Genomic DNA, 25755 nt, shown 5'->3' with positions numbered 1-25755 from the left:
TCACAGGATCGCGTATTCGGGGTGAAGGATTTGATTCGTCTTCGGATCGCGGTTGGAATCCCGACCGAGATAGTGATACCCGCTACCGTCCATCAATCGGTAACGACCACGAATCCGATCCTCGACGCAGACCGGTGGCGGATCGTGAATCATCCCTTCCACGGTGAACGTTCCGAAACGATCCGCGAGCCTCTCGCTCAACTCCTCTGGCAACTGCTGTTCTTCTAAGCTGTGGATGTACAACTCGCGCAAACCGCGAAGATGCGGCGAGTCAAGCAGACGCGCGATTGCTTGCGGTTCGAGTTTATAACCTTCGATCACAAGCCGGCGGAGATTCGTGAGTTGGCGGCAGCGGCTTAATTCGAGCAACCCTTCCGCGCCAACTTGTGTTCGGGATATCTCAAGCACTTCGAGTTGTCCGATGTGGCCCCAATGCAGCAAGCGCCGCACTGCCTCGTCATCGAATAGAACTTGGCCGTTCAGAACGAGTTGGCGCAGATTCGTGAAGCACGGAGACTGAACCAGAGTCTGAATCTCGTCGGGCCCGATGAAACCTTCCACGTCGTTGGCCATACCGAAACGAAGAGCCACGAGCGATCGCAAATGTGCGGCCCCAACCAACGGACCGACCGTCGCTTTGCAGTCAAATTCCCACGCGGCAGAGCAATCCAGGACGAGGAGGCTCGTGAGATCTTTCGCGGTCGCGATCCGTTCACAGTCCCAAACGCCCGCGCACGGTCCAAAGTCGAGCATACGCAGAGCAGACGCGCGAGGCGACTGAAGAAGCTCTTCGGCAAAATCAGCGAGAACATAACGATTATCGGACGCGCCCAATCCAGTCAAGCCTCCGAGAATAGGAAGCAATTCTGCAAAGGCTTGGGCGCGCTCGTTGTCATCTTCTTCAGTCGTTAACCAGCCCTCGTCCAGATATAGAACTCGAACAGGTTTTGAGCCGAATACGCTCGCGCCGTGCTCGCGCAAGTCAGAACATTCTCTGAACGCCGCCACCGAATCGAAGCCGCGCTCGAAAATCGCGCCTTCTGTCTTCAACCCGGCGGCCTCCCACGCGGCGATCAACCTGCGCTTCAAGTCTTCGTTCGGAGGCGCGTAGTGCGGGCGCCGGTCCCATTCGATGTGGAGGCGGATGAACTCGGCGCGGGCGTCGTTGCCGTTCTCCTGGAGCCAGTCCGCGTACATCAGGCGCGGGGTGTCTTCGTCCGGGGTGGCAATGATCGCTGCCAGAAGTTCCGGGTTCTCCAACCGGGGTGCGTCCGCGGACATGCTCTGGTCCTCATGGGGCTGCGACCACAAACGACACGGGCCGCGCCACCATTGGCGCGGCCCGTGTTCGCGTTCCGAGTTGGTTAGCTCAATTTGCTGGTGACGTTCACGAACGTGTGGACGTGCGGCAGTGCGCGGAAGCTCCACACGAAGCCCGGGCCTTCCAGCCGCCAGTGGCTCCACGGCTCCTTGTCGTTCGTCTTCCCCTCCTGGTAGAAGGCCATCGCCAGCTTCTCCATCCCGCCGTTCGCCTTGATGATCTCCATCACCTCGTCGCCGTCTTCTTTGCGGTACGGGCCGACCAGTTCCGTCATCACCTTTTGGGTCAGTTCCTTCTGCTCCCGGCTCATGTCAGCGTAGCCGAGTCCCGGAACGGTCGAATTCTTGCCCGGTACCGGCACGCCGGTGTGCTCGTCCTTCCACTTACCCGGCATCACCGCGGTCTTGCGCTGCTCCGTGCTGAGGGCGCTGAACAGTTCGTTCGCGGTCTTGGTCTGCCGGTAGAACACGTTGGTGGTCGCGTACCCGCTCGGGCTGTGGCCGTAGTACAGCGGGCCGCCGAACGCGGTTTTCTCTTCGGAGTTACCGTCGCACCGGACCGTGAGGTGGTGCCCGCAGAACACCAGCGAGAACTTCTTGCCCTCGGCCGCTTCGCCGTAGATCAGCGCGCCGATGGTCTCGAAGTCGTTGCTCGCATCGAACCGCCCGTTGCGGCTCAGTTGCTTGTACCCCTCTTCCCCACTACCAATCGCCCGGAAGATCCGGTCGAGCAACTCGACCTGCTTCTTGGTGTACTCGTCGCCGATCCGGGATTTGCCGTCGGCGGCGTTGTGGGTCAGGAGCCGGGCGGGGGTGCCCTTCCCGTTCACCACGCCGTGGTCCCACGCGCGCACCAGTTTCTTCTTCTGGTCCGCGTCCATCGACTTGAACAGATCGAAGATCATCGCTTCGGCCTGGGCCTGCTTCTCGGCACGGGCGGCGCGGGCCTTTTGGAGCGGGGTCAGGCCACCGGTCACGGCAACAGCGGCCGTGGTACCGAGCACGCGGATGAAGTCGCGACGGGCCAGAAACGGGCCGCGGAGCGAAACGCTTGGTTCCGCAGAGCCCGGAGTTGAAGGAACGGGCGCGGATTCGCAATCGGGGCACGACGGGTTCTGTTCGGCGGGCATCATGGGGACGCGCTCCGGCAGGAGGGGAAAGGGACGGGCGAGGCCAAGGTGTCACTCGCGCCATTAGACCCGATCCGCGCGCGGTTGTCACGCGCGAAGGAGGCGAGCGTCGATAGCATGGCCCGACCGAATCGCGATCACAATGAGCGAATTTCCGAGCGAGTGCCCATCCGTGCGCCGTGTCGCGGCTCGGATCCTTGATTCCGCTAAACCCTCATTATTCCTACAGACTGTTAATATGGATATTTTGGGCAGTTTACGTCGAGATATGAATTGACTTAAGTCGTTGACGCCCTTAGATGTGGCTCAAGAGCACAGCGCGCCGAACCGCCGAGGGGGGTGCTGACCGCGCCCCGGGCGTTCTGGCTGTGCAGCTCCTCTGTTTACCCTCGTCGGCCCGGTCGAGCCCGCGAGAATATGCCCCCGCACCTAGTGGAAGCACCGATGCAACTCGCACGCTGGATGAAAAGCCTGCTCGCCAAACCCGCCCGCTCTCTCCGGAGCACAGCGCCCGCCGCGCCCCGCGGTAAGTTCTGGGTCGAGGTTCTGGAAGACCGACTCAACTTGGCGGCGAACTTCGCCACCGGGGTCGCGGTCGGGGACGCCCCGATCGTGCGCGTGTTCGACGCGGACACGCAACAACAGGTCGCGGCCATTACCGCTTACGGCGGCGGGTTCACCGGGGGCATCAACGTGGCCCTCGGGGACGTGACCGGGGACGGCGTCGCGGACATCATCACCGGAACCGCGACCGGAACCACGCACGTCAAAGTGTTCGACGGCTCGACGTTCCAGGAAGTCCGCAGCTTCCTCGCGTTCAGCGGGTTCCCCGGCGGCGTGAACGTGGCCGCGGGCGACATTGATGGCGACGGTAAGGCCGACATCGTGGCGGCCGTGGCGGGCGCGGGGGCTCCGCACGTGAAGGCGTTCAGCGGGGCCGACGGCACTCTGCTGAGCAGCTTCTTCGCCTACGACGCGGGGTTCACCGGGGGGGTCCGGGTCGCGGTCGGGGACGTGGACGGGGACGGCAAGGCCGACATCGTCACCGGCTCCGGGCCGGGTGCCGGCGGGCACGTGAAGGTGTTCAGCGGGGCCACCGGAGCCGAGACCCGCAGCTTCTTCGCCTACCCCGGGTTCAACGGCGGCGTTAATGTCGCGGTCGGGGACGTGGACGGGGACGGCAAGGCCGACATCGTCACCGGCTCCGGGCCGGGCGTTTCCCCGCACGTGAAGGCGTTCAGCGGCGCCGACGGGAGCCAGATCGCCAGCTTCTTCGCCTACGATCAGAACTTCAAGGGCGGGGTTCTGGTGGGCGTCAACGCGGACGGGGACATCGTAACGGGCGCCGTCGGCACCTCGCACGTCAAGACCTTCGATGGCACCACCCAGGCGCAACTGACCAGCACCGCGACCGGCCGGACGCTGAGCGCGATCGCCACCCCATCCAACCCCAATGAGGCGCCGGTCATCACCTCCAGCGCGACCGCCAGCGCCGCGGAGAACCAGACCGCGGCCTACACGGTCGTCGCTACCGACGCGGACCTGCCCGCGCAGACCCTCACCTACAGCATCACCGGCGGGGCCGACGCCGCCAAGTTCGCCATCGACGCCGCCACCGGTGTGGTCACGTTCCTCGCCGCGCCCGACGCCGAGACCCCGACCGACGCGAACACGAACAACGTCTACGAGATCACCGTCCGAGTGTCCGACGGGTTCCTCACCGCGACCAAGGACGTCTCGATCACGGTCACCGGCGTGAGCGAGTTCGCACCCGTAATCACGAGCAACGGCGGGGGCACGATCGCGCCGATCAACGCGGCCGAGAACCAGACCGCGGTTACCACCGTCACCGCCACCGACGCCGATACCGGTGCCGGCGGTACCCTGACCTACAGCATCACCGGCCCCGATGCCTCGAAGTTCGCCATCAACGCCACCACCGGCGTCCTGACCTTCCTGGTCGCCCCGAATTTCGAGGTTCCGGGCGACGTGGGCGGTAACAACGTCTACGACGTGACCGTCACGGTGTCCGACGGAACCATGACCGATACGCAGGATCTGAGTGTCACCGTCACCGACGCCAACGACGCGCCCGTAATCACGAGCGGCGGCACCGCGAACGCGGCCGAGAACCAGACCGCGGTCACCACCGTCACCGCCACCGACGAAGACGCGGGCGCCACTCAGGCCTACTCCATCACCGGCGGGGCGGATATGGCCCTGTTCACCATCAACCCCACTACGGGGGTTCTGACCTTCCTGGCCCCGCCCAACTTCGAGAGCCCGGCCGACGCGGGTGCCAATAACGTCTACGATGTCATCGTGCAGGTGTCCGACGGGACCGCGACCGCGACCAAAGCCATCGCCGTCACGGTGACCAACGTGAACGAGGCCCCGACCATCACTAGCGATAGCGGCGGGCCGACCGCCTCGGTGAACGCGGCCGAGAACCAGACCGCGGTCACCACCGTCACCGCCACCGACCCGGACGCCGGCACCACGCTGACCTACACCATCACCGGTGGGGCGGACATGGCCCTCTTCACCATCAATGGAGCGACCGGGGTGCTGACCTTCGTCAGTGCCCGCGACCGCGAAGTGCCGACCGACGCGGGCGCCGACAACGTCTACGACGTGATCGTCACGGTGTCCGACGGCACGCTCACCGACGCCCAAGCTATCGCCGTCACCATCACCGGTGTCAACGACAACAACCCCGTCATCACGAGCAACAGCGGCGGCGCGACCGCAACCGTTAGCGTTACCGAGAACCAGACCGCGGTCACCACCGTCACCGCCACCGACGCCGATCTGCCCGGGGACACGCTGGCGTACACCATTATTGGCGGGGCCGATGCCGCTCTGTTCAGCATCAACCCCACTACGGGAGTTCTGATCTTCCTGGCCGCGCCCAACTTCGAGAGCCCGACCGACGCGGGCGCCAACAACGTCTACGACGTCATCGTGCGCGCGTCCGACGGCACGCTCACCGACGTGCAAGCGATCGCGGTTACCGTTACGGACATCAACGACGCACCCACGATCACCAGCAACGGAGGAACGGGCACGGCCAACATCCCGCTCACGGCGGGCGGAACCGCGGTCACCACAGTTACCGCCACCGACGAAGACCTGCCCGCGCAAACGCTCACGTACAGCATCACCGGTGCAGACGCCGCCATGTTCGGCATTGGTTCCTCGACCGGGGTTCTGACCTTCAATTCGACCTCGACACCGGGCACGTACAACGTGACCGTGGTGGTGACCGACAACGGTACCGGCACCCTGACCGATAGCCAAGCCCTCACGATCGTCGTCACGTAAGTCCAGCCCCACCCCGATGGAACTGCCCAAGTCCCGTCGGGGGTCGGCATTGAACGAAATGTGAGGTTCTGCGCGGTCGTCGAACGAATAAAACGACCCGGGGCGCCCGATCAATCAAGTTGATCGGGCGCCCCGGGTCGTTTTTGATTTTCGCTTCTTACGCCGACCGGGCCCGTATGTGGGAACGCCCGACCCACGTCACTTCGTGAGTTTCTTGAAGTCAATAGACGCGCTGCGAAATAGTTATTAGACCTTATTCACGATAGCGGGTCGAGTGTTCTGCCCCTTCCCCAGAGCCGGTTCAGGAGGCTCGGTGTTTGAGCATCCGGTTGACCAACCCGGCAATGGCCCGGACCCGCATCGCGTGCCTCGGTCGCGGGTGTCGGTTTAAGTGCGCCACCGCCCGGAACCGGCGCAACCGCCCGATCGCGTGTTCCACTACGATCCGGCGCCGGCTGAACGCGCGGTTGTACTTCCGGTCTTCTGGCGGACGGTCCTTCCCGCGCGGCTTGCGTCGCGGGGCCGCGCCCAACCCCGTTGGGTGCAGTTCGCCCATCCCGACGTAACCCAGATCGCCGATCCCGCCGACCCCCTTCGGGAGCCGCTTCATGAGCCGCGACTTCTTGAGCCGTTTGATGTCCGCCCACGGCCCCGGCACCGAGTCCGAGACGTCCACGATGGCCCCGGACTCCTCATCTACGGCCACTTGGCTCTTGAGCGTGTGGGCCTTCTTCTTCCCCGAATAGTACGCCCGCGGACGGCGCTTCGGGCGCGGGGTCCTTTGCTCGAACGAGTCGATTACCACCGCCAGACCGGGCGTGCCGGCGAGCAACGCCGGCAACCGCTTGCGCCGGGCCGTGCCGGGGTCGGGCGTGCGCATCGTGTCCCGGCCCGCTTGCTCCAGTGCCGGCAGGCACCGGGTGCGGGCGCGGCTGGCCGTCGAGTCGGACACCCCGAACAGGAACCCGAGTACCTCATTGGTCGGGTACTGGCGCAGCCAGATGACCGTCAGCAGCACCTGATCGGCGGTCGACAGGTCGAAGTCGTCGCCTCCTCCGACCGCCCGTTGTCGGTTGGGCCGCTCGAGTGCCTTCTTGTGCGCGGCTTCAACGGCCGGGACCACATCAGCCGCCAACGCATCGAACGCGGCAACGGTCAACCCGGTCAGGTGACCAAAAACGACCGAGGACTTCCGCAGGTTCTCAAGGCGCGCGATCATCGGCATCATCCGACAGGGCAAGATTCGTCCCGACATCCTACGAATCAACTGCTATCGTGAATGAGGTCTATTGGGTGAGGAAGCAGCGTTCCACCCCGTCTGCCCGATCGATCACGCACACATGCGATTGTGGAATCCGGCGACGTTTTTCACCTTGCAACGATTCCGGGCGCGTGGTATCCACACGGCGAAACCGACACGCACGGCGGGCAGGAGAGATGAGCGTTCCGACACGACCCACGGTCGCCGTGGTCGATTACGGCATGGGCAACCTGTTCAGCGTGTGCCACGCCTGTGAGCGCGCCGAGATGGGCGCGTTCGTCACGGACCGCCCCGCCGACGTCGCGTCCGCCGACGCCGTCCTGCTACCGGGCGTCGGCGCGTTCGGCGACGCAATGGACCGCCTCCGGGAGCGCGGGCTGGTCGAGCCGCTCCGCGAGCGCTCGCGCGCGGGCCGGCTCGTGGTCGGGATCTGCCTGGGACAGCAGCTCCTGATGACCGAGAGCCACGAGTTCGGGCGGCACCGCGGGTTGGGCCTAATCGAGGGAGACGTGGTGCGGTTCGCCGAAACGGACCGCGCCGGCCGACCGGTGAAGGTACCGCACGTCGGCTGGGACCGCGTCCGGCGCCCCGCGGGCGCCGGCGACCCCTGGGCCGGGTCGCCGCTCGCCGGGCTGCCCGACGGGACCGCGATGTACTTCGTTCACTCGTTCTACGCGCGCCCCGCGGACCCGCGCGTGGTCCTCGCCTGGGGCCGGTACGGGGGCACCGAGTTCTGCTCCGCGCTCCGCGCCGGGAACACGTTCGCGTTCCAGTTCCACCCGGAGCGCAGCGGCCCGGAGGGGATGCGGGTTTATCACACTATTGCCGCGCTCGCGCGCGGCCGCTCCGATGAGGTGCCACGTGCCGCCTGAGAACCTGGAAGCGTACTACGGGCTGCCGGAGCAGGTGCGGTTCTGCGCGCGCTGCACGATGTCGAACCAGCGCCCCGCGTCGACCCCGGAGTTCCGGCACACCCCGGCCAGCAAGAAGGTCACCCTGCACCTCGACGCCGAGGGCGTCTGCGACGCCTGCCGGCACGCCGAGCACAAGTTCCGCATCGACTGGGGCGCGCGGGAGGCCGAACTGCTCCAACTGCTCGACGCCCACCGGAGCGCGGACGGCAGTTACGACTGTCTCGTGCCCGGCAGCGGCGGCAAGGACAGCGCGTACCAGGCGCACGTCCTCAAGTACAAGTACGGCATGCACCCGCTGACCTGCACGTGGCCGCCGATCCTGTACACCGACATCGGGTGGAAGAACTTCCGCAACTGGTGCGAGGTCGGCGGGTTCGACAACGTCACGTTCAAGCCGAACGGGCGCGTGATGCGGCTGCTCACGAAACTCGCCATCGAGAACCTGCTGCACCCGTTCCAGACGTTCATCCTGGGCCAGAAGAACCTCGCGCCGAAGGTCGCACTGCAGCACGACATCAAACTGATTTTCTACGGCGAGAACGAGGCCGAGTACGGCAACCCGCTGGCCGACAACAGCACCTCGCTCCGCGACCGGTCGTACTTCACCGCGCAGAACGTCGACGACATGTCCCTCGCCGGGCTGCCGGTGTCCGAGTTGATCGGGCGCTACGGGCTGAAGCGCGCCGACCTGCGCCCGTTCCTCCCGGCCGACCACAACGAACTGGAGCGGTCGAACATCGAGGTCCGCTACCTCGGCTACTACCTGAAGTGGACGCCCCAGGAGTGCTACTACTACGCGGCCGAGCACTGCGGGTTCGAGGCGAACGCCTTCCGCACGGAGGGGACGTACAGTAAATACAACAGCCTGGACGACAAGATCGACGGGTTCCACTATTACACGACGTTCATCAAGTTCGGGCTGGGGCGCGCGACCTACGACTCCAGTCAGGAGATCCGGAACCGCCACCTGACGCGCGAGGACGGCGTCGCCCTGGTGCGGAAGTTCGACGGAGAGTTCCCGAAGAAATACTTCCAGGAGATCATGGACGCGCTCGAAATGGAGCCCGACCACTTCCTCGGTTTGTGCGACCGGTTCCGCTCGCCCCACTTGTGGAAGAAGGACGGGGGAGAATGGAAGTTAAGACACGCGATCGGGGCGGTCGATGAAGAACACCGAGCGGCTTAATAGGGGTCCGCGCGCCGAAGCGGGGGCGCCGCGCACGGCCCCGGGTACCGACCGCGCGCACCGTGCCCTCCAGACTTGAGGCCCCAAAGGGGACGCACTCCCATGCCACCTCGGGACAGCGCAGCGCCCGCCCCCACAACGGACGGCCTGCGATTATCGGCGAACGTGTCCCTGCGGCAGGCGCTCGCGCAACTCGACCGGACCGGGAAGGGTATCGTTCTGGTCGTCGACACCGACGGGCGGCTCGAAGGCACCATCACCGACGGCGACATCCGCCGGGGCATCCTCGCGGGGCTGACGGTCGCGCACCCGGTGCGCGACCTGCTCGCGGGCAAGACCGCGGCCGCGCGCCCGGTCACCGCGCCCGCTGGCACCAGTTCCGACACGCTGCTGCGACTCATGCGGGAGCACGGCGTCCGGCAGGTTCCGCTACTCGATGCCGCCGGGCGCGTGACCGGGTTGACCACACTCGACGAGCTCCTGCCCAACGTACTGCCGGACGCGCAGGCGGTTATTATGGCCGGAGGGTTCGGCACGCGCCTGCGCCCGTACACCGACGACACGCCCAAGCCGATGCTCCCGGTCGGCGACACGCCGCTGCTGGAGCGCACCGTCCGGCAGCTCCGGGCGGCGGGCATCCGGCGCGTGAACATCAGCACGCACTACCTCGCAGAAAAGATCGTCGATCACTTCGGCGACGGGCGCGACTTCGGCGTAGAGTTCACTTACCTGCGCGAAGAAACGCCGCTCGGCACCGCCGGCGCGCTCGGGCTCATGGGGCCGCTGACCGAGCGGTGCCTGGTCATGAACGGCGACATCCTGACCCGGGTCGATTTCCGGGCGATGCTCGCGTACCACACGGAGCACGCCGCCGCGCTGACGGTGGGCGTCCGCGCTTACGAGATGAAGGTTCCTTACGGCGTCATCGAGGCCGACGGGCCGCTCGTGCGCCGCGTCGTGGAGAAGCCGGCCCTGCAGTTCTTCGTGAACGCCGGCATTTACGTACTGGAACCGTCGGCCCACCGGCTCATCCCCGCCGACCGCCGGTTCGACATGACCGACCTGATTACGATCCTCATCGCCGAGGGGCACTCGGTCGTCAGCTTCCCGATCGTCGAGTACTGGCTCGACATCGGCCAGCAACCGGACTACGAGCAGGCGCAGCAGGACGTTCGCACCGGGAGGTACGCGGCTTGAACTGGAACGGCAAGCGCGTGCTGGTCACCGGCGCGGGCGGGTTCATCGGCAGCCACCTCGTCGAGCGCCTGGTTAACGAGGGCGCCCGCGTCCGCGCACTGGTCCACTACAACGCGCTCGAGAGCCGCGGGTGGTTAAACGACGCCTCAGTGCGCGAAAACGTCGAAGTGGTCGCGGGCGACGTGACCGACCGCGACAGCGTGCGCCACGCGGTGACCGGGACCGAAGTCGTTTTCCACCTCGCGGCACTGATCGCCATCCCGTACTCGTACCAGGCGCCCGCGTCCTACGTGCGCACCAACGTGACCGGCACGCTGCACGTCCTCCAGGCCGCACACGAACTCGGCGTCGAGCGCGTCGTCCACACTTCGACGAGTGAAGTGTACGGCACCGCGCGCTACGTCCCGATCGATGAGGCGCACCCGTTACAAGGGCAGTCGCCGTACTCCGCTAGCAAAATCGGCGCGGACAAGATGGCGGAGGCGTTCGCCTGCTCTTTTGAAGTGCCGGTGGTGACCGTGCGCCCGTTCAACACGTTCGGGCCGCGGCAGTCGGCCCGCGCCGTGATCCCGACCGTCATCACGCAGTGCCTGACCGGGTCGGCGGTCCGTCTGGGGAGCCTGACACCGACGCGCGACCTGAACTTCGTTACCGATACGGTGGACGGGTTCGTGCGGGCCGCGTCCGCGCCCGGTGCGGTCGGGCAGACCATCAACCTCGGCAGCGGGCGCGAGATCAGCATCGGCGCGCTGGCACAACTCATCGGCGAACTCGCCGGGCGCCCGGTAACGGTCGAGTGCGACCCGCAGCGGTTGCGGCCCACCGGGAGCGAGGTCGAGCGCCTCCTGGCCGACAACCGCCGCGCTCGCGAGCTGCTCGATTGGGCGCCCGCGATCGGACTGGAAGAGGGCCTGCGGCGGACCATCGCGTGGGTCCGCGATCACATCGAGAGGTACCGGCCCGGTGTCTACGTCAAGTGAACCCGGCTCCGCGCCGACCGGCTTCGTCCCGCTCTGCGTACCGGAAATTCGCGGTAACGCCTGGGACTACGTCAAGCAGTGTCTCGACAGTAATTGGGTCTCGACCGCCGGACCGTTCGTGGACCGGTTCGAGCAAATGGTCGCGGGGAGCGCCGGCGCGAAGTACGGCGTCGCCACCGTAAACGGCACCGCGGCCCTGCACGTCGCGCTCCTCGCCGCGGGCGTCCGGCCCGACGACGAGGTGCTGGTCCCCGCGCTCACGTTCATCGCGACGGCGAACGCGGTCCGGTACGCCGGGGCGTGGCCCGTGTTCCTCGACGCCGAACCGGTCCACGGCCAACTCGACCCGCAAAAACTGACGGACTTCCTGGAACGCGAATGCACCTCCCGCGGGGGCGCTCTCGTCAACCGCACAACGGGGCGGACCGTTCGCGTGGTGCTGCCGGTTCACGTGCTCGGCCACCCGGTCGATATGGACCCGGTGTGCGAAGTGGCTGAGCGGTTCGGCCTCGCGATCATTGAGGACGCGGCGGAAGCGCTCGGCGCGAAATACAAGGGCCGGCCGGTCGGTCGGTTCGGCGCGGCCGCGTGCTTCAGTTTCAACGGGAACAAGCTGTTGACGTGCGGCGGCGGCGGAATGATCGTCACCGACGATCCCCGCCTGGCGGAGCGCGCGCGGTACCTGACCACGCAGGCAAAAGACGACCCCCTAGAGTACGTCCACGGAGAGGTCGGGTTCAACTACCGACTGACGAGCCTGCAGGCCGCTCTCGGCTGCGCCCAGATGGAACTGCTGGACCAGTTCGTCGGTGCAAAACGGGCGACCGCGGCGGTGTACGACGCGGCGTTCCGGGACGTACCGATGATCGAGCCGTTCGCGGAAGCGCCGTGGGCGTTCAGCACGTCCTGGATGTACACGGTGAGGGTCGGGAGAGATCAAAGTCGCCCGCTGATGCGCCACCTGGACGCGCACCGCATCCAGACGCGCCCGCTGTGGCAGCCGCTCCACTGCTCGCCGGCGCACGCGGGCCGCCAATCGTACCGCGTCGAGGTCGCGGACCGCTTGTACCGCGAATCGCTCAGCCTCCCGTGTTCGGTCGGTTTGACACCACAGCAGCGGGAGCAAGTGCTCGCCACAATAAGCGCGTTCTGGCGGAGCGAGCGAGCGACCGCATAAAATGCACCTCTTCCGCGTCAGGAAAACACAGCCCGGAATGAGGCGTTGTCGAACGTTTGAAACCTCGGTTGGCGTCCAGCAGCATCGGCTCCGCCTCCTTACCAGTGCGTTCGGGCTAAAATTCTCTAACATTTTCGGCCCGCGAGCGTTACAGTGGCAAATACCTCAGCGCGTGCCGACTCATTCTCACACTGAAAATCGCCGCACATCCTCGTTCTCCCGCGACGCGCGGCTAACATTCGCTGACATTTTGGCTCTCATCCGACTTCGCCTCGCGGAGTGTGCTACCGCGATCCCGGTGCCCGGAAATGCACAAATTCCGCCCGCTGACTTATATCGCGTTCCACTAGTGATCTAAGTGTCATTTCTGGGATTTGTGTAATGCCGCGCGCAGCGTTACGATTTGCCCAGTACCAACTCCAACGCGCGGCCCCGCGCATCGCAAGTGGTTCCGGAGGTTGTCGTTATCGCATTCGGCGCCCTGAATCGCGTCGGCCGGAATGGGAGGCGGCCGAACGCGCTCTCGCTGTAGATACCCGTCGCGAGGGCGCGGTGGCGGTAAGCCACACGGAGTCAAATGTGATGGGGCAGAGGGGATTGCCAAATATGTCTCGAAGTAAGTGGACTTACTTCATCTCTTCTTCAGCTCTCTGTGCCGACTCCGAAGCGGCAAGTTGTTCATCACAAGCAGCATACACGTTATGATCCCCACCACCTGACACTACCTCGACGCAGTGAGGGCGTCAGACCGGTGGGATACCCTCAAGGGGCCGCCTGTTTGCTATTTCCGCCAGAGCAGCCCCCACCGTCCGAAAAATAGTGTGGCGATAATGTGGCGATTCTGGGGATAAAAAAATGAGGGGTTCCGGTTTTCACCGGAACCCCTTGCTATTTCAGACCTTGCTAAGTGCCCCCTCTCGGGCTCGAACCGAGGACCCGCTGATTAAGAGTCAGCTGCTCTACCAACTGAGCTAAAGGGGCTAACTGCTTATTATCTTGGGAAATCCGACCCCGCCATTCAAGGGGGCTTCGCCGAAAACTTCACCTCTCGGACACACGATTTTGCGCCCCGGTTCGCGCCGGAGCCCGAACCACTGACGCCAACGGACCCGTCTCCATACGATGTCCGCATTCGATCTTCAGTGAAACACAAGGCTCCCGCCATGCTCGTTCCGCTGTCCTGGCTCAAAGATTATGTCCCGCTCCCGGCCGATCCGGGCGCGCTCGTCGAGCGACTGACCATCGCCGGGTTGGAATCTTCCGGGGTGAAAGTTTTTGGGCTGCCGGTGCGAGGAACGCTCCGGGTGAAACCGGAGGACGCGGGCCTGGTGTGGGAGCGCGACAAACTCGTGGTCGCGCAGGTGCTCGAGATCACCAAGCACCCGAACGCCGACACCCTCAAACTCGTCAAACTCGACCTCGGCACGGGCGAGCCGAAGACCGTGATTACCGGGGCCGAAAACATCGCTGTCGGTCAGAGCGGGATGAAGATCATCCTCGGGCTGTGCGGGTCGCAATATTTCTTCACCGGCAAGGACGGCAAGAAGACCGTCATGACGCTGGCGCCGAAGGAGTTGCGCGGCCTCCCGAACGACGCGATGTGCATGTCTGACTTCGAGTTGGGCATCGCGGAGGAGAGTGAGGGCATCATCATTCTCGACGACGCGGACGCGGTCCCGGGCACCCCGGCCCAGGACGTGCTCGGCGAGATCGTCGTCGAACTCGACATCCTGCCGAACATGGCCCGGTGCCTCTCGATGATCGGCATCGCGCGCGAGGTGGCCGCGCTCACCGGCGCGAACGCGACCATCGCCGAGCCGAAGGTGGAGACGGTCGCGGAGACGATCGACGGCAAAGTGCGCGTCGAGATCGCCGACCCCAAACTGTGTTCACGCTACACCGCGACCATCGTTCGCAACGTGACGCTCAAAGCGGCCCCGCGGTGGATGTGTTCGCGCCTGCACTACGCCGGGATGCGGCCCATCAGCAACGCGGTGGACATCACCAACTACGTGATGCTCGAACACGGGCAACCGCTGCACGCCTTTGACTACGACGTGCTCGTGAAGCGCGCCGGTGGTAAAGCCCCGACGATCCTCGTGCGCCCGGCGAAGGCCGGGGAGATGCTCAAAACGCTCGACGGCCAGGACCGCGAACTGTCGCCGGACAACCTCGTGATCGCGGACACGGCGGGACCGATCGCGCTGGCCGGCGTCATGGGCGGCGCGGAAACCGAAGTGAGCGCCGCGACCACGACGATTCTGCTCGAGAGCGCGTGCTTCGATTTCGTCAGCGTGCGCAAGACCGCCCGGCAGTTCAACCTGTTCAGCGAGGCGAGCACGCGGTTCAGCCGCGGCATTCACCCGGAACAGGCGCTGCCGGCCGCGGTTCGTGCCGCGCAACTGTTCCGCGACCACGCCGGGGGCGAAGTGCTGGCCGGGGTTGTAGATGCGTACCCCGCGCCGCTGCCGCCGCAAGTCATCGACCTGGACCAAGCGGAAATTCGGCGCCTTCTGGGTTTCGATATCCCGAGTGCCGAGGTCGTCCGCGTGCTGACCGCGCTCCAGTTTCAGGTGGAACCGGACGGCGAGGACGCATGGACCGTAACGACCCCGCAAACGCGGCTCGACATCCAGGCCGGCACCGCGGACCTCATTGAAGAACTGGCCCGTGTGTACGGGTACGACAACCTGAAAGAGCGCCTGCTCCCGCTCGAGCTACCGGAACCGAAGGGTAACCGCGATATCGAGGGCGAGGACCGCGTTCGCAACTTGCTCGCCGATCAGGGGTTGCAGGAAGCGATCACGTATTCGCTGAGTAGTGTGGAAGCGGAGACGAAACTGGCAGCAGAAAAGAACCCCTCCCCAACCCCTCCCCTAAACGGAGAGGGGCTTAAAACCGCCGATGGCTCTGCTCCCCCTTCCTTCCTAGGGAAGGGGGTTGGGGGGTTAGGTTCTTCCCCCGACGATTTCGTCGCCCTCATGAACCCGCTGTCGCCGGAACGCGCGGTAATGCGGCGCACGCTGCTTCCCGGCTTGCTCGCGGTGGTGCAGAAGAATCTCGAAGCGACCGACAGCGTAGCCATGTACGAACTCGGGTTCGTGTATTTGCCGAAGGCCGACGAGCGATTGCCGAGCGAACCGCGGAAGCTCGCACTCGTGCTGAGCGGTCGGCGGACGGGAGCCGCGTGGGACGACCCGCAGGGCGCGGCGCCGGCGCGCTACGACTTCTACGACCTCAAGGGCGTGGTGGAATCGCTCGCCGGTGACCTGCACCTGCCCGGCGTCACGTTCGCGGCCGTGCAAACCGTACCGTGGTTGCACCCGATGCGCGCCGCGGAACTGCGCGTGAACGGTACCGCGGTCGGCGTGTTCGGCGAACTGCACCCGAAGGTCGCGGCGAACTTCTTACTCGGGGACCGCGCCGTTCAGGTGGCGGAACTCGACCTCGAAGCGGTCCTCGCGGCCGTTCCCGCGCGCTACGGGTACAAGCCGTTCAGCACGTTCCCGCCCGCGAAGCGCGACGTGGCGGTCGTGGTCGCGGACGCGACGCCGGCGGAAGCGGTGCTGGCCGAGATCCGCGCCGGCGGGGGGGATCTGCTCACCGACGCGACCCTCTTCGACGTGTACCGCGGGACCGGCTTGCCGGACGGCACGAAGAGCCTCGCGTTCGCGCTGACGTATCAGGCCCCGGACCGCACGCTCGGCGAGAAGGAGATCGTGAAGGCCCACGAGAAGGTCGAGGGCCGGCTGCGCCACGTGCTGAAGGCGCAGATCCGCGGCAAAGACCTGGCGTGATGGGGAGGCGCCCGTGATCGGAGCCGAAAGGCCGACGTGCGAGGTAGCGGACCTAATGCCCGACGTGTTCGGGCATTAGGCCGGTTCAGGCTCTGGAACGAACCGCGACCACAGGGAGCGGTTCGTCCAACCCGTTAGGATAATCCCGAAACGAGGCGGGCGACAGAAGCCCGCGGCTATTCACTTGCGCGTGCGACAGACCCGTCCCACTCACAAAACCCTTCCGCGGGCTTCTTGGACATGGTGGCGGCGGCACGCTTCAACGAGCGAAAACCATCACACCCGGAGCGTGCAGCGCTCAGAAAATCCCCACCGATCCCTCGGGTTTACAGTTTCCCGTCGACCCCGAGTTGGTGGAAGTAGTGGGTCACTTTGTCCTGGTTTTCGAGGAGCCAATCGATGCTCGGTTCGTTTGCCAGCGCTTTGCGGATCGCCTTGACGGTCGCTTCCCGGTTGACATCGAAAAGCCCTTGATAATCGACCTCCTTGGGGTCGACGGCGAGGACCGCGGGGTCGAGCCAGACCGAGTAAATGATGCCCAGATCGTTGGCACTTTCCTTCGGAATGATCCCCGCGCGGACCGCGTCCAAAACGCCGTTGGCGATGCCCGCCTGGACGCTCCCCATGAGGATGTTCGTGTACCGCGAACTGGTCACCGTCACCTTGCTCACCATCAGCGTCGCGGGGCGCACCTGAACGTCGCTGTTCAGGATCGCGAACACCTTCGTGTGTCCCTTCGTCTGATCGCCGACGAGCGTGGCGAGTGCCGTTCCCACCGGGCCGTCTAATTCACCGATGACGATTTCCGGTTCGGCGCAGAGGTAATCCTTGTCGCCCTCGACCAGTGCCTCGCCCGTCCGCATCCCGATCCGCCCCGCCATGTCGCCTCCTCGAACTTGGTAAACTTCGGTGCCCGGTGTGCGCGTCAACAAGTGCGAACGCGGGCGGCAGTGTTTCCAGCGCTGCCTTCTGGTTTTGCAGGGCCTTTGGCGCGGGGTCGCGCCCGCCCTTCTTCGTCGCCATCACCACGGCGGCAATCACCCCGATGACGATCAAAATAGCCGCGACGAGCCGGAAGATCTTCCAGAAGCTCCACGGCCGTTCGCCAGAGACCTTGCCCGACCGCCCGTTAATGAGGATCTGGAACAGCTTCTGTTGGTAGTGGTAATTGGCCAACCACACGGGAAGCAGACAGTGCTTGAACGTGATACCGAGGTACCGCGTATCGGTCGTCTCGATGCGCTGGTGGTCGCCGCCAATGTCCCGCACGATGAGGTGGCGGATCTTCGGCTCCATCATCTCCTTCGCGACCACCAAGCCGGCCTTCAGATCCACCGCGTACCGTTCCGTCTTCAGACCCGCGAGGAACGAATCCTGAAAAGGCTCGAGTTCCCCCGTATCCCACGGTTCGAGCCCGCTGATGAGGTGCCCGGGAATGCTCTTCGACCCGCACACGAGCACGTCGTCGAAGAAGTGTTGCACCTCGCCGGTAACCGGGTACCAGTTCGTTTTCGTCACCGTGCGACTGCGCTCGACCTCGTTCCCGTTGTTATCTTTCTCGGTGTAATACTCCGTTTCCTGGTAGTTGTCGCCGCGCATCCCGCGGTACCGCGTGTACGTCATCGCGTCGTAAGTCCAGTACGGCAGGTACACGCCGGCGAGCTGACCGAGGTTCGCGAGCTTCTTCAGCTCCGTGGGGGCGAACCAGAGCCCGTGGAGCCACGTGTCGAACGACTCGCGGGCGGCCCGTAAGTCCACCGCGAACGGGATCACCGACTCCGGCGGGAGCATCCCTTCAACGACTTCGGGCTTGTTCTCCAGGTGCGTGCTGCAGAACGGACAGGTGTCCGTGACGACCTTGTCCTCGAGGAGCACCATCGCCCCGCACCCGCTGCACTTCGTCTGCGTGGAGCGCCCCGCGATCCCGCCGACGTTGCCCTTCACGAGCTTGCTGGCGTACTCGTTGAAGTCGCGCTCCTCGACCTCCGCCCCGCCCTCTTCGACGTCCGACGTGTGCCCGCAGTACGGGCACTTGAGCGCGCGCGAGCGCGGGTCGAACTCGACTTTCGCCCCGCAGTTCAAGCACGGAAAGAGTTTGCCCTTCGGGGGCGCGCTCGAAACCGTCGGCTCCTTGTCCACCTGCGGTTGGGTCGCGGGGGGCAGCGGGGGCGGATCGGACGACGGGAGCGGAGGAGGTTGGGACATGCGCAAGTCCAGGCGAACGGCCGGCGCGAGCCGGCTGGTGAGACGCTCGCGCCCCACGCCGCGAGCCGTCATGAGTATGAATTAACCGCTGGGGTCGGTCACCGGCCGGCTCACACCGGCCGTTCGCCTCAACTGGGAAGCGGCGGCGGTACCGCGGCGAAGAGTGATGCCAGTTCCGGCACGGTTTCGGCGGCGGCCCAGCCCGCCATGCCCGCCCTCCACACTAGCGAGGTGCGGTTGATAGTGCCCGAGTTGATGTGTGCCGCGAGCGCCGCCAGATCGAACGGCCCGGCCTGAGCGCCGTTGATCGCCGCGTGGAAGGTGACCGCGGTCGGGAGCGGCGGCGGCGCGCTCGCTCCGGCCGGCGGAGCGGTGTTCGCGGGGGTCACAACGCCCGGCGCCCCGGCCGCACCCGCGAACGCGCCACCCATTTGTTGACCTACGGCAAGCCCCGCACCGAGGCTCGCGCCCATTCCGGCCAGCCCGCCCGGGTTCGCCGCCGCTGTGGGAATGGCCTCCGCGGTCTGGAACTTCGTGTACTGGTCGAGGTTGCCGAGTACCGACATCTGCGAGCGCTTGTCGAGGGCCGCTTCGACTTCGGGCGGGAGCGAAATGTTCTCGACGAAGAACTGCGTGAGCGACACGCCCATCTTCGCCATTTCCGGCGCAATGCGCTCGAGCGCGATCTTCCCGACCTTCTCGTAGTTCCCCGCGAGGTCCAGCATCGGGATGCGCGACGCACCGAGCGCGTCAATGAAGCGCGACACGACCACGTTGCGGAACTGCGCGGAGATCTCGTACAGCTCGAACGACGGGTCGGTCGAGACGAGCTCTTTCAGGAACGTGCCCGGATCGGTGACCTTGAAGGCGTAGCTCCCGAACGCCCGCAGCCGCACCGGACCGAACTCCGGGTCGCGGTACATGATCGGGTTCTGCGTGCCCCACTTCTGGTTCGTCCACTGGCGCGTGGAGATGAAGTACACCTCGCACTTGAACGGCGACTCGAAGCCGTACTTCCAGCCGAGGATGGTCGAGAGGATGGGCATGTTCTTCGTGTCGAGCGTGTACATGCCCGGCACTTTCACGTCCGCGAGCTGCCCCTCCTTCACGAACCCGGCGGCCTGCCCCTCGCGCACGACGAGTTTGGCGCCGTTCTTGATCTCGTTCTTGTGGCGCGTGAACCGGTGCGCGAGGATCTCGTTCTGGCTCGGCTCGGTCCACTCGATGATGTCGATGAACTGACCCGACACCCAATCACGCAGCCCCATGACGGACCTCCGGCTAACGAGTGACGTGCAGCGGATACGCTCATGGTGCGCGCCGCACTGTAAGAAGGCAACGAAATCCTTGTCCGGGCCACATTTCTCCCGAGCGACCGAACCGGCCGGTCAATACGGGGGGAGCAGTCGTCGGGCGGCGTGAACGAGTACCCACGCGAAGAACGCCGCGTTCCGCGCCGGTAGCACCCACACGGCGAGCGGTTCGGCGCATTGGGGCGCACTCAGCCACGCTCCCTCGGCGACGCGCCCGGCGAGTTTCTCCACCCAGCGCACCGAGCGCGGCCAATCAATCGCACCGCGGAGCCACTCCGCCGGGATGCCCGCTTTGCCGACTCGCGCGCCGACGAGCGCGCCGGCAATCGCCGCAACCGTGTCCGTGTCCCCGCCGCATCGGATCGCTGACTGAACCGCCGTGCGGAAATTATCTGGGTACCGCAGCCACGCGTACAGCGATACCGGAACCGTGTGGTACATGTAGCCGGTGGCGCCGCGCTTTAATCCGAGATCGAGCGCGAACTCTTCTGTGGTTCGCTCTAAAAGCAGGCTCTTCACCGCACCTTCGAGCGTCTCGAGTAACGGCCCCGAGGCCGGCTCGGTACCGAGTAGTTCGCGGAGTTCCGCTAAGAATTGCGCAGGTTCTGGCAAAGTGCCCGTTCGCGTTTCGGCCGCACGATGAGCCGCCCACGCGACCGCAAGTGCGCCAACTTCGGCTTTGGGATCAGTGTGTGTGAGGCGAGTGGAAATGCGCGCGAAGTGCTTCAATCGCGCAGGATCGGAGCCGAAACAGAGGCCCAGAATCGGCGCGCGCATCGCGGGGCCGTTACCGGCGGAAAACACGCCGCTGTGCTCAGGCGACCAGCCGAGCCACAGCTTCGCGCACGCGCGGATCGTGGCGCGCCCGGTCCCCGCAGGAACCCCCGCAGACCACCAGCGAAGTCGGCGCGCGAGGTCGTGCTGAAATTCCGCTGCGTCGCCGCCGGAAACGAGCAGCGCCTGGCCGGTTAGACAGGCGTGCTCGGTGTCGTCGGAGAACAACCCGCGGCGAAAGAAAAATTGGTAACGATCGAGGTGCGGAAACAGCTTCTTCGCGCGCCGGGGAGACAAGTTCTCGCACGGCAAGCCCAGCGCGTCGCCGACCGCGAGTCCGAGCATGGAACCGGTAATTGCGTCGCGGTCGGGGGGCATGCGGCAATTCTACCAGCGCCGGTTAGCGCCCGATAGGGCTGGGGCGATCAATGTAACCCTTCGGCCCGATGCGGAAGTCATCTTCCGAGATCGAGAGCCGTTCGCGGCCGCGAACCTTTTGTTCTTCGATCGAGTAACGGGTACCGTCTGGCGCGCGCCCGTCGGCGCGGTCCAACTGACGGGTTTCCCGTGGTCCCGAGAACCGGTTACAGCCGGCCAACGCGATCAGTGACAACACGAGTAAGCGCCGGCGCATGAGAAGCTCCTGGAACGCACGAATCCGTTCGCAAGAGCATTATCGCACCCGGGTCCATAGCCACTCTACTCCGTGGTCGCGCCCCGCCCCCCACGGTACCGCACAGCGCCCGCGCGACCGGAACGACTCGCGCCGGTTACCCAGCGCACCTTCCCCATCTTCATTCGCGCCCTTTCAAGCCCGTCTTGTGGGGTGTCCCTGTAGATTTTGGCAACGCTCAAGCGGCGGTCCAGAAGTCGTGCCAGTCTGGGGTCTCGATGACGGCCGCCAGTTCCACCAGCGGCCCGACGTGTTCCACGCGCCACCGCGCGCCGGTTAGTTTCATCCGGCGATTCACCAACTGCTTCACCGAACCCTCGATTAACCCGCTGCCGATACTCCGACCATTTGCCAGCCGTTGCGCGTAGCCCAACCGCGTCGGGTGCGAGCCGAGGTAACGCGCCAACGCCCGCAACACGTCTCCGTTGGATTCCGACGGCAACGCGCCGAACGTATCGGCGATCCACCGCTCGATCCCGGCTTTCCCATCCGTCACCACGGCCAACAAGGCGCTCTGCCGACGAGCGGTCGCCTCCGCCGTCTCACCCCAGATCGCCTTCACCGCAGTCCCGATGTGCTCGATCGCGTGATACACGTCCAATACACCGGCGGCCTGGGGCAACACATCGGCCGCCAGATTCCAGATCCACTCCGCGCCGTCACCCAATACCGTCACGTCGCTGGCGGTGGTCACCTTCAGGCGATCCGCCTCCGCTCGCACGCGCTCCGCGAAAATGCTCGCGCCCTCGACGTTGGCCACCACGGTCCGAATCGTTGGGGGCGGCAACACGCGGTCGCTCCACTTTTCGGGCGTCGCGGACTTCCCCCGCTCTCGCTTGCAAACCACGCCCAACTTGATGTCCCGCCATCCGGTCGTGGTGTTCACCTTCCCGGCGTCGATTTGCACCTCGACGACTCCCCCGGCCGTTGCGAATCGTTCGGCGTCGGCGCGATGCTCGCGGGAGGCCCTCAGACTCTTCGCGGCGGCGTGTGTGAGTTGGCGAATCACCTCGTCGTCTAACTCCCAACCGGCCAACTCACGCAGCGTTACTTCCGCACGCGCAAAGGAATCCCTCGCACCGGCCAGAACCGCCATCCGCTGTGCGGCGGTCGTTACATACCCCTCGGCTCCCAGAACGGCATCGGCCGGGAACGCTCCGCCATCGGCGCGGATGGCGTACTGACGGCGGAGGCGGATGCGCCCGAGTGCCGTCAAGAGCCAGCGGGGGCGTCGTCCTTTGAGCCTGCTGCCCGACTTTTTTGGGAAGCATCGGTGGTGTCGGCGCGACTCTGGACGGCGGAAGCCAACGTGTCGCGGACGAGTTCGCGTCCGGAGTCGAGGGCGACTCGTTCACAAGCGGCCAGTACCGTACCATCGGGAGCGGTGGCACCGACGTGTCGCATCTGAGCGAAAAACGCCAGCGCCTGCTCCAAAATCAGTCGTTCCGCGTCGGTCTGGTACTCGATGGTTAGCGTCGGCATCCGTGCCTCCCAGAGTCAAAAAGTGCAAGGACCAACAGCCTAACCACTACCGCCTGCCAAAATCTACAGGGACACCCGTCTTGTGTACTCGTGCCGCGCTCCATACGATGATCCGTGACCTTCCGCATTCACCCACTTTTGCCAACCGGTCGGGCACCTTCGCCTCGGGTTGGGTTATCCCCAGCGCGGGGTTCGGCGTCATGCCCACCAAAGCGATTCAAACGCTCGCGAAAAAGTACGACGAGTACCCCGATGACATGTTCAAGGACACCCGGATGTCCCTGGGCGAGCACATCGAGGAACTTCGGTACCGGATGCTCAACGCGCTAAAGTGGCTGCTGGTGTTCTTGGTTCTGGGCTTCATCCTGGACGCCATCGGGGGCTCGATCGGGAACCCGAAGGTCGGCATCGGCAAACCGATGCTCAAGGTGATTACCGAACCGGTCGAGTCCCAGACGCGCGACTTCTACTACCGACGGGCGATGAAGATCGCCGACGAGAAGCTGGCAAAAATCACCAAGGGCGAGCCGACCGAAATTGCGCGCATTCGGCAAAAGCTGAAGGATAACGATAACAACCTGACGGCGCTGACATCGGAAGAGAGAGAGAGTTACCTCGGCGCGCCTGCCGACCTGCGCACGACGTTCAAGGTGAAACAGCTAGAAGCGGCTTTCGGACCGGCCAAGTCCGGCACGCCCGACGAAGTGTCGCTCGTGCTTCAGGTGTACCCCGCCGAGATCAGCTCGCTCAGCGACACGGGGCAAGCGCTGATCGAGAGTAAACAGTACCTCACCACGCTGAGCGCCCAAGAAGCGTTCGTGGTGTACTTTAAGGTCCAAATGCTGTGCGGGGTCGTGCTCGCGTGCCCGTTCATCTTGTACCAGTTCTGGGCGTTCGTCGGGGCCGGGTTGTACCCGCACGAGAAGCGGTACGCGTACCTCTTCTTCGGGCCGAGTGTGCTGCTCTTCATCGCCGGCGTGGTGCTCTGCCAGTTCATCGTCTTGCCCGGGGCGGTCAAAGCGCTGTTGATGTTCAACGAGGTGCTCGGGTTCGACCCGGACATTCGCCTCAACGAGTGGCTCAGCCTCGCGATCATTCTGCCGCTGGTGTTCGGGGTCTCGTTCCAGACCCCGCTCGTGATGGTGTTCCTGAACCGGATCGGGATCTTTAGCGCCGAGGACTACCTCACCAAGTGGCGGTACGCGTGCATCATCATCGCGTTCTTCGCCGCGATCATCACGCCCACGCCCGACGTCATCACGATGCTCTACCTGTTCGTACCGATGTTCGGGCTGTACATGGTGGGCATCCTCATCTGTCACCAGTTCCCCGGCTTCGACCCGAGCGAAGACACCGAGTCCGAAGCGGCCGAGGAAGTGGCCGTGTAATCGAAGGCGGAGAGCGACGGGGGCGACACGTCCCCGACCGCCTTCTGAGCGCTATGACCCAAGACCCTGCGAACCCGTTCGTGTTTCTCGTCGGCGCCGGCCCCGGCAGCCCCGGACTACTCACCGTCCGCGGGGCCGAGGTGCTGGGGCGCGCCGACCTCGTGCTCTACGACCAGCTCGTTCCCGAGCGCTTGCTCGACCTCGCGCCGGCGCACGCGGAGCGCATCTGCGTGCGCGACCTCCCCGGGAGCCACCCGGACAAGTACCCGCACATCCACAAGAAACTCATCGAGACCGCGAGCGCGGGCCGGACCGTCGTGCGGCTCAAGGGCGGCGACCCGCTCATCTTCGGGCGCGGGGGGGAAGAAGCCGAAGCGCTCCGCGCCGCGGGGCTCGCTTACGAGATCGTGCCCGGCATCACCGCGGCGCTCGCCGCCGGCGCGTACCTGGAGATCCCGCTCACGCACCGGATGTACGCGAGCAGTATCGCCCTCGTCACCGGGCACGAGTTGCCCAACAAGCCCGGCAACAAGCTCGATTGGAAGGCCCTCGCCGCGTTCCCCGGGACGCTCGCGATCTACATGGGGATCGCCCGGCTCCCGGTGATCGTCGGGGAGTTACTCAAATACGGGAAAGCTCCCGATACGCCCGCGGCGATCGTCGAGCGCGCGTCACTCGGCGAACAGAGATCGGTGTACGCGACGCTGGGCGCCCTCGAAGAAGCCCGGCGGCACGCGGGACTGGAGGCGCCGGGCCTCATCCTCATCGGCGAAACCGTCGCCCACCGCGCGGACCACCCGTGGTTCGAGGCCCGGCCGCTGTTCGGGCACCGGGTACTGGTCACGCGGCCCACGCACCAGGCCGGGGGAATGGTGCGGAAGCTCGAGCACCTCGGCGCGGTCGTTTCGCGCATGCCCGCCGTCGAGATCCGCGCCCGCGCGGACGCTGCTCCTATTGATCGGGGACTGGAGCAGCTCCGGCGCGGGGAATGGGACTGGCTCGTCTTCACCAGCGCGAACGGGGTCCACGCGCTCCTGCGGCGGTTGGACGCGCTCGGGCGCGACCTGCGAGACTGGGGTCATGTGAAACTCGCAGCGATCGGCCCAAAAACCGCCGACGCGCTCCGCGAATACCGGCTGCGTGCCGACCTCGTCCCGCCGGCCAGTTTTTCGTCCGAAGGGCTGGTCGAAGCACTGAAGCCGCACGTTGCCGGTCAGCGGGTGCTGCTCGCGCGAGCCAACCGCGGGCGCGAACTGTTGCGTGACGAACTCGCGAAAGTCGCGACCGTGGACCAGATCGCTGTGTACGATCAGGTGGACGTGACCGCACCCAGTACGACCGTTCTCGACGCACTACGGCGGGGAGAAATTCGATACATCACGCTGCCCAGCTCCAACATCGCGCGGGGGGTGATTAACAGCTTCGACGAAACGATTCGCGGGCGGGTCGAGCGCGGCGAAATCCATCTCGTCGCGATCAGCCCGGAAACCGGCAACGCGATCCGCGAACTGAGGCTCCCGGTCGCGGCCGAGGCGAAAATTTTCACCGAAGACGGGTTGATTCAAGCGGTTGTGGAACTGGCGCTCGCGGAAGGCAAGCGGTAAAAACGAAACAGGAAGCAGAGCCACTCGCGC

At 65.3% G+C, this 25755-nt stretch carries 18 protein-coding genes, 1 tRNA gene and 1 pseudogene; 9 read left to right on the top strand and 11 right to left on the bottom strand.

Annotated elements, in window-relative coordinates:
• The gene (locus J8F10_RS04465; RefSeq protein ID WP_210652660.1) at window positions 1-1281 is read right to left on the bottom strand and encodes a TIGR02996 domain-containing protein; all 1281 of its coding nucleotides are present in this window, start codon (window positions 1279-1281) and stop codon (window positions 1-3) included.
• An 83-nt stretch (window positions 1282-1364) separates the two neighbouring features.
• A complete protein-coding gene (locus J8F10_RS04460; protein WP_210652659.1) occupies window positions 1365-2453 on the bottom strand; it encodes a DUF3500 domain-containing protein in 1089 nt (362 codons plus the stop codon).
• Between the two features lie 441 nt (window positions 2454-2894).
• On the opposite strand from J8F10_RS04460, the gene J8F10_RS04455 reads away from it, so the two are divergent.
• Complete coding sequence (locus tag J8F10_RS04455) at window positions 2895-5774, top strand: cadherin domain-containing protein (RefSeq protein WP_246522900.1); 2880 nt, start codon at window positions 2895-2897, stop codon at window positions 5772-5774.
• Window positions 5775-6075: 301 nt separating this feature from the next.
• Here the strand turns inward: J8F10_RS04455 and J8F10_RS04450 are convergent, their stop codons facing one another.
• Window positions 6076-6993, bottom strand: coding sequence for a transposase family protein (locus J8F10_RS04450; protein WP_210652657.1), 918 nt, complete (start codon window positions 6991-6993; stop codon window positions 6076-6078).
• A 218-nt stretch (window positions 6994-7211) separates the two neighbouring features.
• Between J8F10_RS04450 and hisH the strand changes: the two genes are divergently transcribed.
• The 5 genes from hisH to J8F10_RS04425 all read left to right on the top strand — a co-directional run bounded on the left by hisH (window position 7212) and on the right by J8F10_RS04425 (window position 12489).
• On the top strand, window positions 7212-7907 hold the full coding sequence (gene hisH / locus J8F10_RS04445; protein WP_210652656.1) for an imidazole glycerol phosphate synthase subunit HisH: 696 nt from the start codon (window positions 7212-7214) through the stop codon (window positions 7905-7907).
• Window positions 7885-9135, top strand: a complete 1251-nt coding sequence (locus J8F10_RS04440) for an N-acetyl sugar amidotransferase (RefSeq protein WP_261363042.1) — start codon at window positions 7885-7887, stop codon at window positions 9133-9135. The genes hisH and J8F10_RS04440 overlap by 23 nt, the downstream gene beginning before the upstream one ends.
• Window positions 9136-9237: 102 nt before the next feature.
• Complete coding sequence (locus tag J8F10_RS04435) at window positions 9238-10332, top strand: nucleotidyltransferase family protein (RefSeq protein WP_210652654.1); 1095 nt, start codon at window positions 9238-9240, stop codon at window positions 10330-10332.
• Complete coding sequence (locus J8F10_RS04430; RefSeq protein ID WP_210652653.1) at window positions 10329-11312, top strand: SDR family NAD(P)-dependent oxidoreductase; 984 nt, start codon at window positions 10329-10331, stop codon at window positions 11310-11312. The genes J8F10_RS04435 and J8F10_RS04430 overlap by 4 nt, the downstream gene beginning before the upstream one ends.
• Entirely contained in the window at window positions 11296-12489 is a 1194-nt protein-coding gene (locus J8F10_RS04425) for a LegC family aminotransferase (protein WP_210652652.1), read from the top strand. The genes J8F10_RS04430 and J8F10_RS04425 overlap by 17 nt, the downstream gene beginning before the upstream one ends.
• 908 nt (window positions 12490-13397) lie before the next feature.
• Here J8F10_RS04425 and J8F10_RS04420 read toward each other — a convergent pair.
• Window positions 13398-13470: transfer RNA gene (locus tag J8F10_RS04420), tRNA-Lys, on the bottom strand.
• Window positions 13471-13652: 182 nt separating this feature from the next.
• On the opposite strand from J8F10_RS04420, the gene pheT reads away from it, so the two are divergent.
• Window positions 13653-16286, top strand: a complete 2634-nt coding sequence (pheT, locus tag J8F10_RS04415) for a phenylalanine--tRNA ligase subunit beta (protein WP_210652651.1) — start codon at window positions 13653-13655, stop codon at window positions 16284-16286.
• A gap of 326 nt (window positions 16287-16612) precedes the next feature.
• On the opposite strand, the gene fae is transcribed toward pheT, so the two are convergent.
• The 7 genes and pseudogenes from fae to J8F10_RS04380 all read right to left on the bottom strand — a co-directional run bounded on the left by fae (window position 16613) and on the right by J8F10_RS04380 (window position 22733).
• Complete coding sequence (gene fae / locus J8F10_RS04410; protein WP_210652650.1) at window positions 16613-17167, bottom strand: formaldehyde-activating enzyme; 555 nt, start codon at window positions 17165-17167, stop codon at window positions 16613-16615.
• A complete protein-coding gene (locus J8F10_RS04405; protein WP_210652649.1) occupies window positions 17076-18563 on the bottom strand; it encodes a hypothetical protein in 1488 nt (495 codons plus the stop codon). The genes fae and J8F10_RS04405 overlap by 92 nt, the downstream gene beginning before the upstream one ends.
• Before the next feature lie 56 nt (window positions 18564-18619).
• On the bottom strand, window positions 18620-19759 hold the full coding sequence (locus tag J8F10_RS04400) for an SPFH domain-containing protein (RefSeq protein ID WP_210652648.1): 1140 nt from the start codon (window positions 19757-19759) through the stop codon (window positions 18620-18622).
• Between the two features lie 120 nt (window positions 19760-19879).
• Window positions 19880-20956: an ADP-ribosylglycohydrolase family protein gene (locus J8F10_RS04395; protein ID WP_210652647.1), complete on the bottom strand. Its 1077-nt coding sequence runs from the start codon at window positions 20954-20956 to the stop codon at window positions 19880-19882.
• A gap of 22 nt (window positions 20957-20978) precedes the next feature.
• Window positions 20979-21212: a hypothetical protein gene (locus J8F10_RS04390; protein ID WP_210652646.1), complete on the bottom strand. Its 234-nt coding sequence runs from the start codon at window positions 21210-21212 to the stop codon at window positions 20979-20981.
• Window positions 21213-21429: 217 nt separating this feature from the next.
• A pseudogene (locus J8F10_RS04385) lies at window positions 21430-22515 on the bottom strand (hypothetical protein); the annotation flags it as partial.
• Window positions 22464-22733 carry a hypothetical protein gene (locus J8F10_RS04380; RefSeq protein WP_210652645.1) on the bottom strand — a complete coding sequence of 90 codons (270 nt, stop codon included), beginning with the start codon at window positions 22731-22733 and terminating at the stop codon, window positions 22464-22466. The gene J8F10_RS04380 and the pseudogene J8F10_RS04385, both read right to left, overlap by 52 nt.
• A 200-nt stretch (window positions 22734-22933) precedes the next feature.
• Here J8F10_RS04380 and tatC point away from each other — a divergent pair, with 200 nt between their 5' ends.
• Together tatC and cobA are read left to right on the top strand one after the other, a co-directional pair.
• On the top strand, window positions 22934-24121 hold the full coding sequence (gene tatC / locus J8F10_RS04375; protein WP_210652644.1) for a twin-arginine translocase subunit TatC: 1188 nt from the start codon (window positions 22934-22936) through the stop codon (window positions 24119-24121).
• Between the two features lie 53 nt (window positions 24122-24174).
• A complete protein-coding gene (gene cobA, locus J8F10_RS04370) occupies window positions 24175-25725 on the top strand; it encodes a uroporphyrinogen-III C-methyltransferase (RefSeq protein WP_210652643.1) in 1551 nt (516 codons plus the stop codon).
• Window positions 25726-25755 lie beyond the last annotated feature (30 nt).

The sequence above is a fragment of the Gemmata palustris genome (assembly GCF_017939745.1).
In the GTDB taxonomy this organism is placed as follows: domain Bacteria; phylum Planctomycetota; class Planctomycetia; order Gemmatales; family Gemmataceae; genus Gemmata; species Gemmata palustris.
This window is presented reverse-complemented; position numbering and strand designations above follow the sequence as displayed.

Coding starts and splice junctions, on each gene's coding strand:
- J8F10_RS04465 (WP_210652660.1), bottom strand. CDS start 1,281: ATGTCCGCGGACGCACCCCGGTTGGAGAACCCGGAACTTCTGGCAGCG.
- J8F10_RS04460 (WP_210652659.1), bottom strand. CDS start 2,453: ATGATGCCCGCCGAACAGAACCCGTCGTGCCCCGATTGCGAATCCGCG.
- J8F10_RS04455 (WP_246522900.1), top strand. CDS start 2,895: ATGCAACTCGCACGCTGGATGAAAAGCCTGCTCGCCAAACCCGCCCGC.
- J8F10_RS04450 (WP_210652657.1), bottom strand. CDS start 6,993: ATGATCGCGCGCCTTGAGAACCTGCGGAAGTCCTCGGTCGTTTTTGGT.
- hisH (WP_210652656.1), top strand. CDS start 7,212: ATGAGCGTTCCGACACGACCCACGGTCGCCGTGGTCGATTACGGCATG.
- J8F10_RS04440 (WP_261363042.1), top strand. CDS start 7,885: ATGAGGTGCCACGTGCCGCCTGAGAACCTGGAAGCGTACTACGGGCTG.
- J8F10_RS04435 (WP_210652654.1), top strand. CDS start 9,238: ATGCCACCTCGGGACAGCGCAGCGCCCGCCCCCACAACGGACGGCCTG.
- pheT (WP_210652651.1), top strand. CDS start 13,653: ATGCTCGTTCCGCTGTCCTGGCTCAAAGATTATGTCCCGCTCCCGGCC.
- fae (WP_210652650.1), bottom strand. CDS start 17,167: ATGGCGGGGCGGATCGGGATGCGGACGGGCGAGGCACTGGTCGAGGGC.
- J8F10_RS04405 (WP_210652649.1), bottom strand. CDS start 18,563: ATGACGGCTCGCGGCGTGGGGCGCGAGCGTCTCACCAGCCGGCTCGCG.
- J8F10_RS04400 (WP_210652648.1), bottom strand. CDS start 19,759: ATGGGGCTGCGTGATTGGGTGTCGGGTCAGTTCATCGACATCATCGAG.
- J8F10_RS04395 (WP_210652647.1), bottom strand. CDS start 20,956: ATGCCCCCCGACCGCGACGCAATTACCGGTTCCATGCTCGGACTCGCG.
- J8F10_RS04390 (WP_210652646.1), bottom strand. CDS start 21,212: ATGCGCCGGCGCTTACTCGTGTTGTCACTGATCGCGTTGGCCGGCTGT.
- J8F10_RS04380 (WP_210652645.1), bottom strand. CDS start 22,733: ATGCCGACGCTAACCATCGAGTACCAGACCGACGCGGAACGACTGATT.
- tatC (WP_210652644.1), top strand. CDS start 22,934: ATGCCCACCAAAGCGATTCAAACGCTCGCGAAAAAGTACGACGAGTAC.
- cobA (WP_210652643.1), top strand. CDS start 24,175: ATGACCCAAGACCCTGCGAACCCGTTCGTGTTTCTCGTCGGCGCCGGC.